11 protein-coding genes and 1 tRNA gene are annotated in these 17636 nt (G+C 42.3%); 3 read left to right on the top strand and 9 right to left on the bottom strand.

The annotated features are described in order from the left end of the window. Positions 1-81 precede the first annotated feature (81 nt). The 8 genes from U1P77_RS04650 to U1P77_RS04615 all read right to left on the bottom strand — a co-directional run bounded on the left by U1P77_RS04650 (position 82) and on the right by U1P77_RS04615 (position 4953). Entirely contained in the window at positions 82-360 is a 279-nt protein-coding gene (locus U1P77_RS04650) for a hypothetical protein (RefSeq protein ID WP_321156214.1), read from the bottom strand. A 2-nt stretch (positions 361-362) separates the two neighbouring features. Then, a complete protein-coding gene (locus tag U1P77_RS04645) occupies positions 363-659 on the bottom strand; it encodes a helix-turn-helix transcriptional regulator (protein WP_321156213.1) in 297 nt (98 codons plus the stop codon). Between the two features lie 130 nt (positions 660-789). Then, the gene (locus tag U1P77_RS04640; protein WP_321156212.1) at positions 790-1611 is read right to left on the bottom strand and encodes a hypothetical protein; all 822 of its coding nucleotides are present in this window, start codon (positions 1609-1611) and stop codon (positions 790-792) included. A gap of 164 nt (positions 1612-1775) precedes the next feature. After that, entirely contained in the window at positions 1776-3242 is a 1467-nt protein-coding gene (locus tag U1P77_RS04635) for a tyrosine-type recombinase/integrase (RefSeq protein ID WP_321156211.1), read from the bottom strand. Positions 3243-3462: 220 nt separating this feature from the next. Then, a tRNA-Arg gene (locus U1P77_RS04630) sits at positions 3463-3538 on the bottom strand. A gap of 61 nt (positions 3539-3599) precedes the next feature. Further along, positions 3600-4121 carry a hypothetical protein gene (locus U1P77_RS04625; RefSeq protein ID WP_321156210.1) on the bottom strand — a complete coding sequence of 174 codons (522 nt, stop codon included), beginning with the start codon at positions 4119-4121 and terminating at the stop codon, positions 3600-3602. 23 nt (positions 4122-4144) lie between these two features. Continuing rightward, on the bottom strand, positions 4145-4369 hold the full coding sequence (locus U1P77_RS04620) for a hypothetical protein (protein ID WP_321156209.1): 225 nt from the start codon (positions 4367-4369) through the stop codon (positions 4145-4147). A 65-nt stretch (positions 4370-4434) separates the two neighbouring features. Beyond that, positions 4435-4953: a hypothetical protein gene (locus tag U1P77_RS04615; protein ID WP_321156208.1), complete on the bottom strand. Its 519-nt coding sequence runs from the start codon at positions 4951-4953 to the stop codon at positions 4435-4437. A 440-nt stretch (positions 4954-5393) separates the two neighbouring features. On the opposite strand from U1P77_RS04615, the gene U1P77_RS04610 reads away from it, so the two are divergent. The 3 genes from U1P77_RS04610 to recD all read left to right on the top strand — a co-directional run bounded on the left by U1P77_RS04610 (position 5394) and on the right by recD (position 16889). Next, a complete protein-coding gene (locus U1P77_RS04610) occupies positions 5394-9827 on the top strand; it encodes an exodeoxyribonuclease V subunit gamma (protein WP_321156207.1) in 4434 nt (1477 codons plus the stop codon). 101 nt (positions 9828-9928) lie between these two features. After that, positions 9929-14449 carry a UvrD-helicase domain-containing protein gene (locus U1P77_RS04605; RefSeq protein ID WP_321156206.1) on the top strand — a complete coding sequence of 1507 codons (4521 nt, stop codon included), beginning with the start codon at positions 9929-9931 and terminating at the stop codon, positions 14447-14449. A gap of 109 nt (positions 14450-14558) precedes the next feature. Then, a complete protein-coding gene (gene recD / locus U1P77_RS04600) occupies positions 14559-16889 on the top strand; it encodes an exodeoxyribonuclease V subunit alpha (protein ID WP_321156205.1) in 2331 nt (776 codons plus the stop codon). 85 nt (positions 16890-16974) lie between these two features. Here the strand turns inward: recD and U1P77_RS04595 are convergent, their stop codons facing one another. Continuing rightward, complete coding sequence (locus U1P77_RS04595; protein ID WP_321156204.1) at positions 16975-17538, bottom strand: hypoxanthine-guanine phosphoribosyltransferase; 564 nt, start codon at positions 17536-17538, stop codon at positions 16975-16977. Positions 17539-17636: the final 98 nt, after the last annotated feature.

Genomic DNA, 17636 nt, shown 5'->3' with positions numbered 1-17636 from the left:
GGTGAATACACTGATATACGTTTAGCGATCAACTTGCCAGCGTAGGGTTTAGACTTATTTGAATTGCTATTGGGGTCTTTTCTACTCATAAGGGTTCACCTCCAATTCAGGCAATAAAATAAGCTGCTCCATAATGCCTTCGCTCAAGCCAACAGCTTTTTCACTATTAGCGAGTAAGGCAGTTCTTACCGCGACTAACACGCCATTGCTTGCTGGGTCGTCTGCAATAACTGTATTAAGTGCCATTGATAGATTTTCAAAGTCATCTGAGAATCTCTGAATATAGTCGTCCACTACTGACAAAGTATGACTATCGGCTGCCACTAGGCGAGGTTGTAGAATATTATTAGGTTGGCTCATAGTTACGCCCTCGCCATGTCGTTGGACTGGACGTCAGCTTGTGCGGTGTGACTATCTAACCACTCATTAATTTCAGACAAGCGCCATAAGCTGGCACGTCCAATTTTAACGGGTGCTGGGAATTGGTTTTGATTGATTAGATGATAGATATGCTTTGCAGAAAAGCCAGTAATGCCACGAGTAGCAGCTTTGGCGGTGACGGTGCGCTGTTGATCTGATGCGGTGGTGTAGGTCTTAGCGGTGCGAGCGGGGTGATTGGCAAGGTTTGCCATTCTTAGGTACTGATTATTTAACTTCATGTTATTTCACCTCATAGCGGTTAAAGGAATGGGCGGTAATGCCCTGCTATGAAGTGAATGTTACGGGGTGGAGTTATCCGTTACCTCATTTGAGGTACTATAATGACATTATAGTTAGTAAAATGATGTTTTAGACTTTGATTTGCTTATTACGATGCTTACTTATGATGTTGGATAATGAGCGTTCTGTATAACCAAGATGTACAGATTTTCTTTCAAAATAAGATAGTATTTCTCTAGCTGACTTATCATTTGAGTGAATTGGTTTACCTTTCTCATTCCTATCGCTCAGATATTTATCGTGATAATCCAATGCCTTTTGCTTTGGTTCGCTATAGTTAACGCCTTTTTGTGAACCTCCTTTTGAACCATTTTTCTTATGTACTTTAGTTAACTTCTTTTGGTAAGCCTTAATAAAAGCTACATTCTTAAACATCATTCGTGCCTGACACTCTTTACAAAACTCACTGAATTGCATTGCTAAGTAATAGCTACCATTTTTGAAGGCGAATATTGAAATTTCTCTGTGCGCTATTACTATAGCTGCCCACCAAATAGGAAATCCCTTAAAAACACTGTCTTTTTGAGAAAGTAACAGAGTAAGGGCTTCATACTTAGCTGGTAAAAAAATATTTAATATATTGTTCATGCCGCTTTCAGTACTAGCCATTGTTGAAAAATCAACACTATCAGTATTTTCATCTATAAATTGTTTTATATCTTCTTCAATAGTATTCATTAATTCTAAATGTGATTCGTCAATTAAAGCATTATCGAGAGTTATGTCAGCATAGTTTGAATACAACATAGCATTGTCATTTACAAATGTACTATCACCGAATATAGCCCATGCTACAATTTCATTTAGTGGAAAGCGTAAGCTATTTGCCATAACTATATATATGTCTTTATTAAAATCTTCCATAGTAATTTTTTTATTCTTATAGCTCATCATTCGCACCCTCTACACCCTTAAAGCAAAAAAAGGAGCAAGGCGCTGACAGCATAAGGGTGCGGTTGCTGTCGTTCGGGTAATTAGTCCTAGCCTTGCAATTAGTATGGCAGCAATTAGCGCTGTCAAATCTGGTCTTTCGTTCCAATACTGATAATATAAAGTTACTGCATTTGTGCGGCAAGCTGTGCTAATAGTTCGGCTGATATGCCTTGCGCTTGCAAGCTTTTTATTAGGATATCTTTATCATGCAGTGCTATATCATTCGCTTGCTCATTACGGCTATCCATTTCTTTAGCGAGTTCATCAGGGGTCAATAAGTCAAAGCTAACCGCCTTGCCAGCGCGTAAATCATCAAGATGGTTCGCCCATTTATTCATCATCATTTGGCGTTCTGCTAGATGAGCAGATAAGTCATAACGCTTTTTGACGCTTGATTGCTCAAGGTGTGCAAGTTGTATCTCAATCAGATTATCATTGAATTGCAGCTCATACAGCCCTGTACTAGCCAGCTGCCTAAAGCCGTGACCAGTCATTTTAGGGTAGGGGTCGCCTGTATAACCCATGCGCTTAAGTGCTTGATTGAACCACACCTCACTATAGGGCTGACTGCGTTCAAAGTTATAGAACACGTAACCCGTCTGCTCCGTTAGTGGACGCATACGCTCAATGATAGCCATAGCTTGTGGTGACAGTGGAATGATATGGTCTTGACGCATTTTCATCTTATGCGCTGGTATGCGCCACACATTTTTATGATAATCAATCTCAGACCATTCAAAGAACCTTAGTTCCTTAGTTCTAACAAAACACAGCGTCATCAGCTGCATACCCGCCACCGTTTGCGCATGCCCGTTCGGGTTATCTTTACCATAGTTGTCAATATTGCGTAAAAGCTCTGAAAATTGATGTTGTTCAATAGCTTTCATACGTTCAGCTTTATGTGTCCTTAACGCTTTATTGCGCCCATAAGCGACATTGATAATGTCATAGCCTAGTGTATTAATAGCATACTCAAACACTGACGTTATAAATGCCACGCTCTTGTGGGCGGTGTCCGTTGTCAATTTACCTTGCTGCTCAAAGTAGGTCTGTACGGCTAAACCTGTCTTAATCACATCTTGAGCTGTGATAGCTTGAATAGGGTAGTCACCGATATGTGGCGCTACGTGCTTATCAAGGTAGGTTTGTAGCTTCTGGACGTTTTTGGGTGTGGTGTCTGATTTATCATTGATATAGCTTTGCGCTATCACATTGAATAAGTCTTTTTGCTCAACGTTATTCTTGTGCTGGTTTTTATCAATGGTGGGGTCAATACCATCAGCAAGTAATGCCTTAGCTTTATCACGCAAAGAACGAGCTTGTTTAAGACTAACATCAGGTTTGAACACGGTGTCAACATCTTGCTTTGATGACCTGTATGTTCCAATGTGAAAGGTTTTTTGTTTGGCCTTAATATCTTTATCTGACTGATAACGGTAAGTCATTACCCAGTACAGCGAACCCTTTGGGTCATGGACTAGATGAAGGCTATCACCATCGCTATATCTTTTACGTTTAGCTGGTGGTGCAAGCTTAGCAATAGCTTTTATGCCATTAACATTTAATAGGTAGTTTTTGCGCTCAGCCATTGCCACACCTCGATTAGCCACGATTAATAATTACCATGTACAACAATAACGCGATTTGTGTACAACAAAATAATGATAATTTCATGTATGTACATCAGTATGTACAACATTGTAAAGGTGATAATAGGTAATGACAAGTAATATCAGAAGACATAAAATGATTGTATAGAAGGGGTTGAGAGGGTTTAGGTAATGCGAGGTTACTGCTAAATACAATGATTGGTGCGCCCACCAAGACTCGAACTCGGATCGATCGCTTAGGAGGCAACTGCTCTATCCTGTTGAGCTATAGGCGCGTTAAAGAGTGCCATTGTAAAAAAAAATGCTTAAAAAAGCAATCAATAAAGGCAGCAGAAGTTATTTACCATTGCTGAGGGCATCAGCAACGTCTACTGAACTTTCGGCTGTCGTTGATTTTGCACGTGAAGTAGGGTTAAATAAGTCGTCCATGCTATTTTTATAGCCATCAATATTGTCATAGTCATACTTTTTCAGTATGTCTTGCCCAACACTCGAAAGCAAAAAATTACGAAAGCTAATAGCAATAGGGTTATCGGTCAAGATAACACCATCAACTGCTTGCGATCCTTTTATCGCATAGCCAAATGAAGCTAGGTTGCGAGCTTCGTTATTAGCGGTGTCATCCTGCACCATACCATTGGCATTGACTTTACTTTGATTGAATTTAGCTTGAGCGTTATTAATTAAAGACTGTAGGGATGATAGCCTAGTTTTAGTGAAACTATCATCAGCAATAATGAGGTCAATATTGACGATAAATTGTGAAGTTTTATTACCAGAGACACCGGTATCCGGTAAGGTAAGTAGCATCTTTGTGGGTACGTAGCGGGCTAAGACCTGCACATTTGGATGGCGCAACTCAAAGCTTATGATGACATCATCTAAAGGAGCTTGTCTTCAGCTTGCAAGTATAAAATGTTACTGGCAATCGCATTTGGTTCTTCTGATGTGTTGATAGACGACTGACCATTTGCGACCTCATTTGCTACGATAGGCAGAGGGTCAATATTTTTTCGATTGCTGCTCCATAGCCAGGCGAAGATACCAATAATAATAATTAGCAGCAGTAAGAGCAGCCCAACTAATAGCAGCTTGTAGTCTTTCATAGTTAAAGGCTCATATTTTAATCAGTTTAATCGAAGATTTGAATAATTATCGCATTCTATCTGGCTTAAAGATGATGATGCATTACTTCATCCGCTAAGTCTGCCAACATATCGGCAAAGATATCCGTTGCTGCGGCTTGAGCGGTTGTTTGGTCGCTACTGGCATGATTGGCAGTATCAGTAGCGCTATTAGGTTGGTCAGGTTTGTGACTTGGACTAGACGTAGACTGATTGTCAGCGGTTTTTGCATGCGTGGCTAATGGTGACTGACCCGTAGTCAGCTGATCTTTAAGCCATTCAAAACCATGTGTTTCCCACCATGCCTCAAAGCGTAGTAGGGTGCAACCACGTAACGCATGAGGTAGATTCAATGTTCGTAATTTTTGTGCTAATACAGGATCATTGATCGCTTGATGGCTACTGAGATAAAGCGCATTCATCGCCCCATCATAAGGCCGCCGGCGTTGCCATGAGGTATCATCAATTTTCATACGTGGTAATTGCCACAACTCCCCACGATAATATACGACATAGAGACGTCGCTCAGGGTGAAAAAAAATGGCATCGATGGGACGCAAGGGCATAGTATTAAATTATCTCATTGTTAAAAGCGTTGAAGGGATATATAGATGCGTCATTATTATAGTAATGATTAATCCTGAATGACTATGCGACACTAATTGTCGTATAGTCATTATACTCCCAGCTTATATACTGGTAAACCACAACAATCGGTGCCACACTAATCAGTGAGGACCTTGCTGTTTTATCGGTATTTATGCTTAGTTGTCGCTATTGTTATAGTGTTTACGGTCGTCATTTTAGCAGAAATAGTGTGCAGGAACGACCGCTAAATATAGATTGATAATTGTTGTCTACGGCTTCGTTTGTATGCTGCGCGTATCATCATTTTTATTAGTTTTCCTAACAAAACTCTTTAATAATGACGCTTGTCATTACGCCTATCACCACTAGTACTTGTCATTCTTTCTTCCACCTCGCTATTTTAATCAGATTATTGTCTATGTTTACGATTATTCAGTCGCACCGTACCGAACGCTTGGTTGAGCAGTTACTGATTGCTTATAAATCTAAAAATCAGCCTATTTTTGCAGAGTTTATTGTCATTGTACCTTCAATGGTATTGGGTGATTGGTTGGATAAGTCTATTGCTAGCCAAGCCGGTATTAGTACCTTAGTCACCACTAAGTTTTGGGGGCAGTATCAGTGGACACTGATGCAAAAAGTTTTGGCTGAGTATAATTCGTGGCTTGAAAGCGTACAGCGTGAACAAGAGAGTATCACCGTACCTGAGGTAGCCGTGCTAACGGGTTCAGTCATGCAATGGCGGCTATTCGGCTATTTTACCTATTACCAAAATGATATTATGGCGAATGACAGCCATCCCTTATATCCACTGCTGTCAGCGTTATTGGATGCAGAAGCGGATCGTAGTCAGCAAGATATACGATTGTGGTCGTTGGCCACTGATTTCTCACGAGTATTTAGCCGTTACCTGAACCACCGTGAAGATTGGTTAGATTTGTGGTCGGCAGATAAAGCAGTAGAGGTAGAGGTATTGGTGGCCGCAAAGGACCAATTCTCTAAGAAATTTGATAAATATGCTACTGACACCCCCGATTGGCTGGTCGCTCATTATACTGAGCTTGAGGCTGCACAACGCTACCTATGGCGCCTCTTATTTGCTGCTGTTTATGAGCATCGCGCGTCTATTGAGACTCGGTTTTGGCAGATTATGTCGGGTAAAGTTAACAACGCAGCGATAGATATTGAAGCCATATTACCCAGCCAGCTGCATATTTTTACCATTCAGCAGTTGCCACCAAATGAGCTGAAGTTTTTGCAGCGCCTATCAACGCACATTAATATTACCTTGCTCCATTACAATCCTTCGCAGTTGTTTTGGGCAGATATTGTCGATAAGCAGTGGCTGCAGCGCCAACAGGTGATTAATCCCGAAAGCGTGTTTTTACGAGATCATGGACATACCTTGCTGTCACGTCTGGGCAAGCAATCGCGTGAGACTTTCGCGATGCTGGCGGGTCTTTCTGGTAACGAAAGCCAAAAAGACTTTGAGCTGGTTTGGCAAGATAAGTTCGATGAAGATAAGCAGTCCGTTGACTCAGGAAACAGTGCTCAACCACTTAGTTTGCTGGCACATTTACAGCAGGATGTGTTGATGCTGGATGAGAGCGCAACCCAGCAAACGACTGCTGGACGATTGAGTGCAGCGTTAGGCGCGCAAATGTCACCTAATTCAAAGGAATCAGCAAAAGAGTTAGAGGATAAAAATAGCTTAAGCGATAATGAAGACAATAATGATGACTGGTACGACGATGCTACTTTAGAAGGTAAGCACAATCAACAATCCCGTGAATGGAAATTATCGCAATATGATAATAGCCTAAGCATTCATTCATGCCATAATTTGCAGCGCCAGCTTGAAGTACTGCGCGGTATGATTGGGCGTTGGCTCAACGAACCTAGTGATAACGGTAAACCACGTCATCTGTCTGATATCGTAGTGCTATTACCTGACGTTGATCGTCACCATGAACTGATTAATTCGGTATTTGTTAATGGAGAAGGGCAGGATGGTCTGACGTTACCGGCGAAAGTGACAGGGGTGGTTGATAAGTCTATTCGACAATTATGGGAAGCGATACGTGGCTTTTATGGCTTGCTAGGTAGTGACACGGCACGATTTGAGGTTGCTGAAGTGTTGGATTGGTTGATGCTACCGCCACTGTACGAGAGTCTTGGGCTGACCCACGAACAGATGCGTCGGGCTTGCGACTTGTTAGAGCAAGCAGGTTTTGTGCGTGGATTTGATGAGGTACATCTACAGCAGACGCTTGACGCACAAGATTATGATTATCGTTTTAGCTTTGCTTATGCTTTAGATCAAATGGCGTTAGGTTTGGTAATGCCGGAAGCGGGTATTAGTGATTGTTTGTATCCTGAGCATTGGCAGGATAATACCTTGGCCGAAAAAACAGTACCCATCTCAGCGATTAGCTTGGGCGATGCGCCGATTATTGAGGCGCTATGCCGTGTTCATAATGGGCTTGATGGGTGTCGAAATGAGTACCAAGCCCGTCATAAGGCTGAGGATTGGCTAAATAATATTGAGAATCATATTATCCATCCTTATTTTGGTGCGCTTGATCAGACACGGCCTATGCGTGCTATTTTTAATGCGATGAATGGCTTTAAGAGCAGTCTACGCGCCAATCGTCATTATCAGCGTTATCATGCTGACAGTGATGTTCAGGCTAATTCTACGCCGAATGATGCATTTGATTCATTGACTGCAGTGCAGAGCGAGGCCAACCAAGTTGAGTCCAAGCTGCCGCAAGTCAGTACCTTACCGCTCAAGCTGAGCTTTATGCTTGACAGCATTGAGGATGAACTTGAGAGTCAACAAGTTAGTGCCGAGCCCACTGGAGTGATTACTTTTGGGCGTTTTGGTGCACTGCGTAACGTACCGTTTGGCTTAGTGGTTATGCTCAATATGGACTTATCTGAGTTTCCCAATCGTGACCGTGATAATCGTTATGACTTAATGAAAGCCGGGTTAGCACAACGTGGTGATAGGTTTAGTGAAGATGATGATAATGGGGCGTTTTTAGATGCTTTATTATGTGCGCGTAATGCCTGCTGGATTTTTTATAATGGGCAACGACTAACCGATACCCATGAGCACCTGCCTGCCAATCCCGTGAGTGAGCTATTGCATTTTTTACAAGGTGAAGTGACGTGGCAATGGAATCCGTTAATAGACGAGCAAAAAAAATTAGACAATTTAGACAATAATGAACATTCTAACAATCTTGACAGTAGTGATGTATTGACCGCCCAAGTGCAGCGTTATCTGCCCAAACTTATCGAACAATGGTTAGTCACGCGCCATCCGGCATTGCCATTTGCGACCGAAGTATTTATCCAGCCTGAGGTGTCGGAAGTATCGAGTACACCAGTGGCTACGAGTTTAAAAAATTCAAAGTCCGAGAAAAATAGCGAACAAGACAGTAAGCAAGATAGTGGACAAGAAATGATACGTTTACTAGGCTGTGCCATGCAAAAAGAAAAGCTAAGTCAGAAAGAGACCAACGCCCCAGCGAGAGTTTGGCACGATGTGTTTGAACGCTTGCAAGCCCAAGATGGCGCTAATATCTCGCCCCCTATTAAGGTCGAGCTGCCGAGCAAAGAGGACTATGCCCATATTGCTCAGCGTATTGAGTCAGATCATGAGGCCGACGCTCGCTTGGATATCACTCAAGTCGATATGCAGTATTTACAATATCAAGTCCGTCATCCGGCCAAGCATTTTTTAAGAGAACAGCAAGTGCATATCGTATTACCTGAAGAGGACACGGTGCATCAAGAGCCTTTATCCTTATCAGGTTTGGGTGCTTACAAGGTAAATGCGCAGCTGCTCAGTGAACTACAAACCAATGCTGAAACCAATTCTAAAAATAGCTCTAAAGCTGATGCTGCAGACAATGCCGAAATTGCTGAGAAAGGCGTAAGCAATCAAGAGTCTGACCTGCTAAATGCTCTCTTGTATAACCCTGTCATGCCAGCAGGTGTCGCACGTCAATCAACTTTGCATTATCAACAACTTCAAATGGCCCAGCAGTGCCAAGAGTTCGCCGAACAGCTGTCTGAGCTGGGTATTGATGTCAATAGTAATGGCAATGAAAACAGCGGCAGCATGTTATTAACACCATCTACTGAGACCATGATTACGGTTCATGCCGCTGATATCAATACTCATGGTCAATTACAAATTAAAGGGACCGTTCCAACATCAGTATCAGAGTTGGAGTCAGAACCAACATCACCTAAGCTTTGGTTAAACATCCTGCCAAATAGCGCGCGCACGCAGTATCTATTACGCTTTTGGTTATCACATGTCTATTGGCAGGTAGCGCGGGGTACCACTGAAGTGCAAGTAGCTGCTGATGACGGTAAAAGTATTTGGCGCTTTAATAAGCCTAGCGATGAACACAGTAAATATAAAGGTAAGACCGCTTTTTCACTAGCGCCCATCGCTTATGATGCTGCTTTGACGGAGTTGCTTAAGTGGGTCAGATTTGCTCATATTGCTGGCAAGACCCCAATGACGATATTGCCGGTTCATGCCATGACGTATCTTGATAAAGTAAATGATCCTAAAAATAACGATAGTGATGCTGCTGACGATACTCACGATGTCTACAGTCAGTCTAATTATCAGCCCAAACGTAGTGATTTTGATAGCTGGCTATGGTCAGGGTATAACAGCGATGTGATCTATGATACCTGCTCACAACATGAGTTATGGCAATACATGCTTTATAAACAAGACGTCTTTACTAAGTTGATGGATGCTTTACCAGCATTGGCCAAGCCCTTATTTGGCACAATGAATGACGCCTTAAAGCCATTATAAGATTCTTTACTTACCATTTTTTAAGTGAGAGTTTTTCTAAACAGCAATAAAAAATATGCAAACTGTACGACTTTGAACAAGTGCCTTTTATGGATAACTTTATGGATCAGCCTAATAACGATAGCATTAATGCCAGTAGCACGGCTAACGTTCCACCTGTCAACGCGATTAACAAGACCGAGCAACCGCCTGCGATACGTGTGCCGTTAAATGGTAAATATTTAATTGAGGCTTCAGCGGGTACAGGCAAGACCTGGACACTGACCGGTATCGTATTGCGGCTATTAATTGAAGCGAAGCGCCCACCTGAGCAGATTATTGCCACAACCTTTACTCGTGCCGCTGCTGCTGAGATGCGTCAACGTATCAATGAACGTTTGGTTGATTTTTATCAATTATTACAATGGTTTAATAAACTACCAGTTAACCCTATTACCCGCGATATTCTCTACCCGCAGTTAAAAAATAACAGTGTTAAAAATTCTGCAGGCAAAACCGCTGATAGTGTTAAAAAGGATAAAGATACGGGTACAGGTACTAAAGACAATAAAGGTGCTAAGAAATCTGAATTATCCAATAATAAGATAACCCCTGAGCAGCGTCAAAACCGCCAAGAGTGGCTTGATGTGCAAGCGCAGCTGGCAGGTAATACCGATCTCATGAAAGATCCTGTTAATAGCTACCTACTGGTGTATTTGTTAGATAATACAACAGATTATCCATTATCTGACGCTATTAGACGCTGTGCCTTGGTGCTTACCACCTTGGATAAGCTGTTTGTGGGTACATTGGACAGTCTGTCACAGAAGTGGCTGTCTGAGTACAGTGCCGAGACTGGTCATCAGCAAGGTATGCAAATCAGCGATCATGAGCAAGTGGCTATAGAAAGTATCATTCACGATGCTGTGCGTGCGCACCAGAGTCATATGTATTACCAGCAACCAGAGATTTATGCCCTATTACAGCACACCAAACGCTTAACTGCCCCTGCTGATCATTTATCTGTTGCGCAAAAGGCATTGCAGTTTATCTCGACCCCTATTGCAGAGGTTGAGCTGGGCGAAGCAATTGATTTTGGCGCTTATCAGCAGGCGTTGGATAATTTTGAGAAGTGTGATTTAAAAGATATTGAACCTTATTTTGATATTGAATACCGTACGGCGCAAGGGTTTGGCAAAGCCGGTAAGATTGGTAAAAACATAGCATCTATCGTCACGATTCAACGAGCTATTTGCCAGTATGATGTTGCGTTCTTTACCCATCTAGAGGATAAGGCTGACGTTTTATATACTGAACTCCCCAATGCTTTTATTAGTAAAGAAGAGGGTGGAAAGGTTTTTAATAAAGGTAAAGAAGCCGAGCGTTTAGCCTTTATCAATCTTGAAAGTATACGAGCACTAAAAACCCTGCGCGATTATGCCGAGCAGATCGAACTTTATCTTGATGCGTTAAATGAGAAGTTGAATCGTGATATTGCCATTAAAGTACGCCAAAAGCTGCCATCGATATTAGAGGCACGGCGAGAGACTACCTTCGCCTTACAAATGGTGCGCTTAAACCAGGCGCTATCAGGTAAGCAAGGCGAGCGGCTGGCCCGTTATATCCGTCATCATTATCCGGTGGCATTGATTGATGAGTCGCAAGATATCAATGGCGAACAAGCGCGCATGATTGAGCGTATTTATCTTAAGGACGCTAAAAGTAGTAACGATTCTAATGCTAAAAATACCCATCGTGGGTTTTTGTTGCTAGTAGGGGACCCCAAACAAGCTATCTATGGCTTTCGCGGCGGGGATGTTGCCAACTATAATGCGATGAAAGCGCTGTTTGATGATAAGCATATGATGAGCCTTGATGTTAATTGGCGCTCAAATCAGCGATTGATTACGGCATTAAATCATTGGTTTGGTAGAGCTGAATCAGTGGTTAATGGTAACGATCCGTCAAACTCACAAAGTGCGGACCAATTAGCGCAATTGGGTAAGGATATTTATTATCAGCACATCACTGCGAAAAATACTGACAACCAGGCATCGTGGCAGCAGGCAGTATCAGGCATTGAACAAGGCGCAACGACAGCAGAGCCAGCTAGTGTATCCGCAGGGGTATTAGCGGAAACAGCTAAGATTTTACCCAACAGTCCGGTCAGTATTATTCATCTGCCTTATGATAAACAAGCAAAATACGATGCTTATGAGCTGACAGCGTTGCATATTGCCGCCTTGCTGGCCAGTCAGCAAACCATAAAGGGCCGCACGCTGCAGCCAAGTGATATCGGTGTATTAGGTCGCCGGAAGTATGAGCTAAAACAAGTTGAAGATATGCTGAGTAAACTTGGTGTGCCTACTCTTGAGACCGCAGAAAACAATGTTTTTGACACGCCTATTGCTGGTGATTTAGCGGCCTTATTAGAAGCGATGCTAAAACCGCATCGCCGCGATATCATTAACCGAGTATTGACCAGTCATTTTTATCAGTTAAGTCTCAACCAAGTGCAAGCGCTGATGCTAAGTACGGATGAGGATCATATAGCGCCAGTAAACGTAGAACCAGGCAATACAGAGCAACAGAGTCTAAATCTTGAACAGCTACATCTCAAGCGGCGCTACCAAGACTTTCAAACCTATCTCAAGGCCGCTGCTGGCTATTGGCAACATAATGGTGTTTTATCAGCCCTGCATTACTTGTTTGCTCATAATCCCATGGCTAAAGAGAATTCTAAGCAGGACGGTCAAGCAAAAAATAAGCAGAGCGCACACCAAAATATATGGGTGGGTCTTGCTGACTTAGAAGACGGTGCCCGTTATTTGATGGATTTGCGCCATTTGTTAGATATTTTAGCGCAGCACGGTATGCATATTGGAGAGTATGAATTACTGGCATGGTATAAGAAAAATATGAATAGTAGCCGCATACCTGAATGGGCACGCCAGCAGCCACTACCGACTGAGTCCGGTGTGCAACTCATGACTATTCATAAGTCTAAAGGTTTGGAGTTTCCGGTAGTCTATGTCATAGGTATGGACGGCGCTAGTCCTGATGCCAGTTCTAAAACCGGTGGTCGTAATAAGCATAAACTATACTTATATGATCATGATATTGAGGATAAAAAAACGCAGCGCCGTCTATCGGCCAGTGCTGGCAAGCCTTATAGTCAGTCCGTAAAAGGTAATAAACCCACGGACTACTACGCCCAGTTTGAAACTACTGAAAACTATGAAGAGCTGAGACGGCTAGCCTATGTTGCGTTTACCCGTGCTAGTGAGCAGTTATATATGGTGCTTAAGGATGGTTATAATAAAACCGATGCTGAGCGTAAACCAAGCTTGAAATGGCTAAGTTGTGAGAGTCATAAATTTGTGTTGCCAGAGCGATTACAGAATCAAATTGGCTGGCTGGAATATGAGACCATCGAAACCAACGCTGAAGCGCTGATAAAGGCTAATGAACAATCAAAAGGCACAAGTAATACTCAATCTGAATCCAGCGCTCCCACGGTGACGCGGGTTGACTATCAATATGCCTATGCACAAATTCAATCACACTATTTCAAGGGATGGGCAAAGACCAGCTTTACCGCCTTGTCACGGCAACTGGGCGAACAAAGCCAGGCGCTAGCTATTTTTGATGATGGTATAGAGGACGAGCTGGATTTGACTGATAGCATGGCATTGTTAAACAACAGGTCCTCTTCTATTTATCAAGACGATGACGATATTAACGATATAATCTCCGAAGATGATATTCGTTTTCGCTTTGTCAAAGGTGCTAATGCTGGCACGTTTTTGCATGAAATTTTTGAAAAAATAGATTTTACTAACCAGAGTAAGTGGTCAACCATTATTGACCAAAGCCTTCGTCAATATCAGCTGCCTGTTAGTTATAGCAGTGCTGACTATCAACAACGGTTAGCGAAAAATAAAACACCGATTTTATCATCACCAATAGAGTCATTAGAGAATGACCAAGCTTTGAGTGGCAGCACTGAATTACTAGCGACCGCTGATAACCAGTTAGCGACAGACCATGATGAATTGATAGGGTGGATAGCAGAAGTTCTGAAGGCACCGTTGCTAGCATCTGGCCAGCCACTACAAGCAATACCCGTTAAACAGCGTATTGCTGAGCTGGGATTTAATATGGGACTATCAGAAGACTTTACCCCTGAAGGTATTAATGACGTTTTTACGACATGTCTGCCTGATGAACCTGAAAAGCATATTCAGCTTACCGCCCAATACTCTGGTCATATCTATCGCTATTTACGTGGTGAAATTGACTTGGTCTATGAATATGCAGGCAAGTACTATGTGGTGGATTATAAAAGTAACTACTTAGGAAATAGCCTAAGCAATTATAATGATAAAAACTTAAGTGCAGCGATGAATAAAGCAGGCTACTGGTTGCAAGCTGCTATTTACCAAGTTGCTTTACATCGTTTTCTAGGTTTACGTTTGCCTGACTATGAAGGTAATGAAACGCAATATTTAGGCGCAGTAGAGTATGTGTTCTTACGGGGCATTAGTACCCAAGGGACGCATAATTATGGTCGCATACAATGGCAAATTCCATTCGCATTGGTACAAGCATTGGATGAGATGTTTGGTACGCCCAACGCCTAGCCTAATACATCAAGTAAAACGTGATGGTTTGATAGATAATTAAATTAGCTTATGGCGTTGATAGCCAACTTTCATAATCGATATAGCTAAAAAAATAAATGGATAAATGATGAACAATAATAATGACATTGAGAAAGAAACCGCTGAAAAAATAACTCAAGACGTAAACAGTTCGGCAAAAAATATACCCACCTCTCAACAGGGGCAGGCAGGCAATCACCAGAGCAGCGTTCAAGACAATGCTAAGAGCGATGTTGGGAGCAGCTGGGCCACCACAATCAGCCGGTATCTATTACAGCGCCGCAAGCAGACACGGTTGGCATATCATGCCCAACTAGAGTCTGAAGCTATGTATAATGAAGATAGTGTGACGTATGACTGGTTATTTGAAGCGATATTTGAGGTGCTGGTACAGCGTTTGGAAGAGGGGCATACCGTATTAGTGCTGGAGGATAATTATCCTAGCACTTATATGCGCGACAGTACTGGTATAAAAAGCAGTGTTGATCTATCAGACAAAGGCGCTGAACTTTTTGGCTGGCAGCAGCAGTTATTACAACCACTGTTGCAACCGTTATTCATAGCATTGGAAGGCACATCGTCGGCTGTGATTGACATTGAGCTTATGGAGCATACGGCGTTATGGGATACCGCAATGCGCCAATCCACTTTGCCTGAATATGAAAAGCTAATATTAGAGCAGCGGTATAGCGTATGCAGTCAACTTTATTGCTATTTACAGCAGATGGCGGCAACTTCTAGCCCTAAAGAAAATAGCCTAAGTAAGCTCAAAGATATTTTAAGCAATCAGCCACTATTCGAAACCAACGACACTAGCAGTGAAAGTAGCCCCAATCGGCCAATTATTTTTCACTCAGAGCAAAGTTCAAATAATAGCCATACTAAGGTAACCTTATGGCTACACCGTACATGGCAGGCTGAGTATGCGCTTGCTCACCACATTATTCGCATCAAAGCTCAAAAGGTTAATAAGTTACCGACAACACTCAATCCACTTTTGAACACTGAGCAACAAGATGCCATTCATATGGCAAACCAATCCGCTTTTAGTATTATAACTGGCGGTCCAGGTACCGGGAAAACGTTTACCGTTGCCCAGTTGGTCATTGCTTTACAGCAGACACAACCTCAAGAAGTAGGGACAAAGAAAGAAAAAACAGGGAATTCGGCAAGCGCGAATCTAGCCTTAGCTGCGCCAACGGGTAAAGCAGCCCAGCGCATGCAAGAGTCGTTACAGAACGCGATACAACAGGCTGGCGTGTCTATACAATTGCCAGAGGCGAAGACCATTCATCGCCTGCTTGGTATCGGGCAGGGTGGTTGGCCTCGCTATCATGCTGACAATCCGCTCAGTGAAGACATTATCATTATCGATGAAGCGTCTATGCTCGGAGTAGAGTTGGCCAATTATTTGGTCAGCGCGATAAAACCTAATGCACGGCTTATTCTATTAGGGGATGCCAATCAATTGGCAGCGGTCGATGCGGGAGCGGTACTGGCTGATCTATGCCGAATACCTGCGCTACAGGACGTTCATCAACGTCTTGAGATGAGTCGGCGCTTCACTGCGGATTCTGGTATTGGTAAATTAGCGCGATTGATTAACCAAGCAGACAGACACCAGCCTACAGATCAAAATATGCCAGCGGTCTGGCAACTATTACATGAAGATGATGCCCTAAATTTTCATCATCTAACCAGCGCTGTATCTGATAACACAATAATAAATAGCCTAAGCATTCTTGATTTTCTAAAAGGCATTACAAATAACTATCTTCAATATATAAATCAAACCAAAAAAATGTTAGAAAATATAAAAATAGCGAAATCTGTGCCAACAGAAAAATATATCAACTATTTTAACGAACTAATAGTTTTACTCAATCAATTTAGAGTGCTTACTGCTGGTCATCACGGACGCTGCGGTGACCATTATATTAATCGCTATCTGAGTGAACAACACCGAAATCAGCTAAAACTGCCACTATCCAAATCTCCTTGGTATCACGGACGCCCAGTAATGGTACTGCAAAATAATTATGAACTGGGTCTATTTAATGGCGATGTTGGCATTTGTCTACAGACAGAAAAAGGGCGCTTGCAAGTATTTTTTGAGAACAAAGTACAAGGAATGGCTACTAACATGCTTAGTGATGAGATGATTGCAACCGCCTATGCAATAACTATTCATAAGTCACAAGGGTCAGAGTTTGAACATGTGGCGATTGCCTTTGATGACAATAATGCACGATTGCTGAGCCAAGAGCTAATCTATACTGCTGTGACGCGTGCCAAAAAGCAGGTCTCTATTTTTAGTACCGCTTCTGCCTTCACACGTGCATTATCGACCCCAACTGAAAGACAAACAGGGCTAAGTTTGCAATTTGCACAACTTGATAAAACATCTGATAGTTACTAAAATAATTATTATTTACAGCAAAACAGCGACATAAAAAAACATCCAAATTGGATGCTTTTTTTTGAGTACAAGGAAAGATAAAAAATTATATTTTATCTTCTTTAATAGCATAAATACCAGGTAGATGACGCAAATAACCGTGAAAATCCATACCGCAACCATAAACATAACGGTCAGCAACATCGATACCTACAAAATCGACCTCAAAGTCTGCGATTTTACGATCATGCTGCTTATTAAGTAATACACAAGACTCAATAGACAGAGGTTTTTCTTTACTTAATTCTTCGACAATAGTTTTTAAAGTAATGCCTTCATCAAAAATATCATCAATTAGTAACACATGCTCGCCAGCGATATTGACGTCAGGCTTGAATTTCCAGTCCAGCTCATTCGTTCCTTCGTTATCACGATAGCGCGAAGCATGAATATAATGCATGCGATGATAGAACGTAAGATGGGTAAGTAGCTGACCGGCTGGAATAAGTCCACCGTTCATAACGACCATGACAATCGGGTTCAGCCCAGCGTAATGTAGGTTGAGCTGTGCGGCAAGACGCTCATAAGCAGCGGCCACTTCAATACTGCTAATAAGGCACTCTGAGTTACGTAGGGTTTTTTCAATTTCTTGGTTGCTAATTTGAGTCATTGGTTGCGCCATCGGTAGAAAGTGCTGCTTATTTTAGCAAGTTTTAGTGAATTTGCCCAATGCCACGTGGTTTTTAGGACAAAAATAATCTCATATTG

The sequence above is a fragment of the Psychrobacter sp. LV10R520-6 genome, assembly GCF_900182925.1.
Classification (GTDB): Bacteria; Pseudomonadota; Gammaproteobacteria; order Pseudomonadales; family Moraxellaceae; genus Psychrobacter.
Note: the sequence above shows the minus strand (reverse complement) of the source record. Positions and strands in the feature narration are given on the sequence as shown.

What these genes read in the sequence shown, in the direction of transcription:
- U1P77_RS04595 (WP_321156204.1), bottom strand. Translation starts at nt 17,538, where the DNA reads ATGACTCAAATTAGCAACCAAGAAATTGAAAAAACCCTACGTAACTCA.
- recD (WP_321156205.1), top strand. Translation starts at nt 14,559, where the DNA reads ATGAACAATAATAATGACATTGAGAAAGAAACCGCTGAAAAAATAACT.
- U1P77_RS04620 (WP_321156209.1), bottom strand. Translation starts at nt 4,369, where the DNA reads ATGAAAGACTACAAGCTGCTATTAGTTGGGCTGCTCTTACTGCTGCTA.
- U1P77_RS04635 (WP_321156211.1), bottom strand. Translation starts at nt 3,242, where the DNA reads ATGGCTGAGCGCAAAAACTACCTATTAAATGTTAATGGCATAAAAGCT.
- U1P77_RS04615 (WP_321156208.1), bottom strand. Translation starts at nt 4,953, where the DNA reads ATGCCCTTGCGTCCCATCGATGCCATTTTTTTTCACCCTGAGCGACGT.
- U1P77_RS04640 (WP_321156212.1), bottom strand. Translation starts at nt 1,611, where the DNA reads ATGAGCTATAAGAATAAAAAAATTACTATGGAAGATTTTAATAAAGAC.
- U1P77_RS04650 (WP_321156214.1), bottom strand. Translation starts at nt 360, where the DNA reads ATGAGCCAACCTAATAATATTCTACAACCTCGCCTAGTGGCAGCCGAT.
- U1P77_RS04610 (WP_321156207.1), top strand. Translation starts at nt 5,394, where the DNA reads ATGTTTACGATTATTCAGTCGCACCGTACCGAACGCTTGGTTGAGCAG.
- U1P77_RS04645 (WP_321156213.1), bottom strand. Translation starts at nt 659, where the DNA reads ATGAAGTTAAATAATCAGTACCTAAGAATGGCAAACCTTGCCAATCAC.
- U1P77_RS04605 (WP_321156206.1), top strand. Translation starts at nt 9,929, where the DNA reads ATGGATCAGCCTAATAACGATAGCATTAATGCCAGTAGCACGGCTAAC.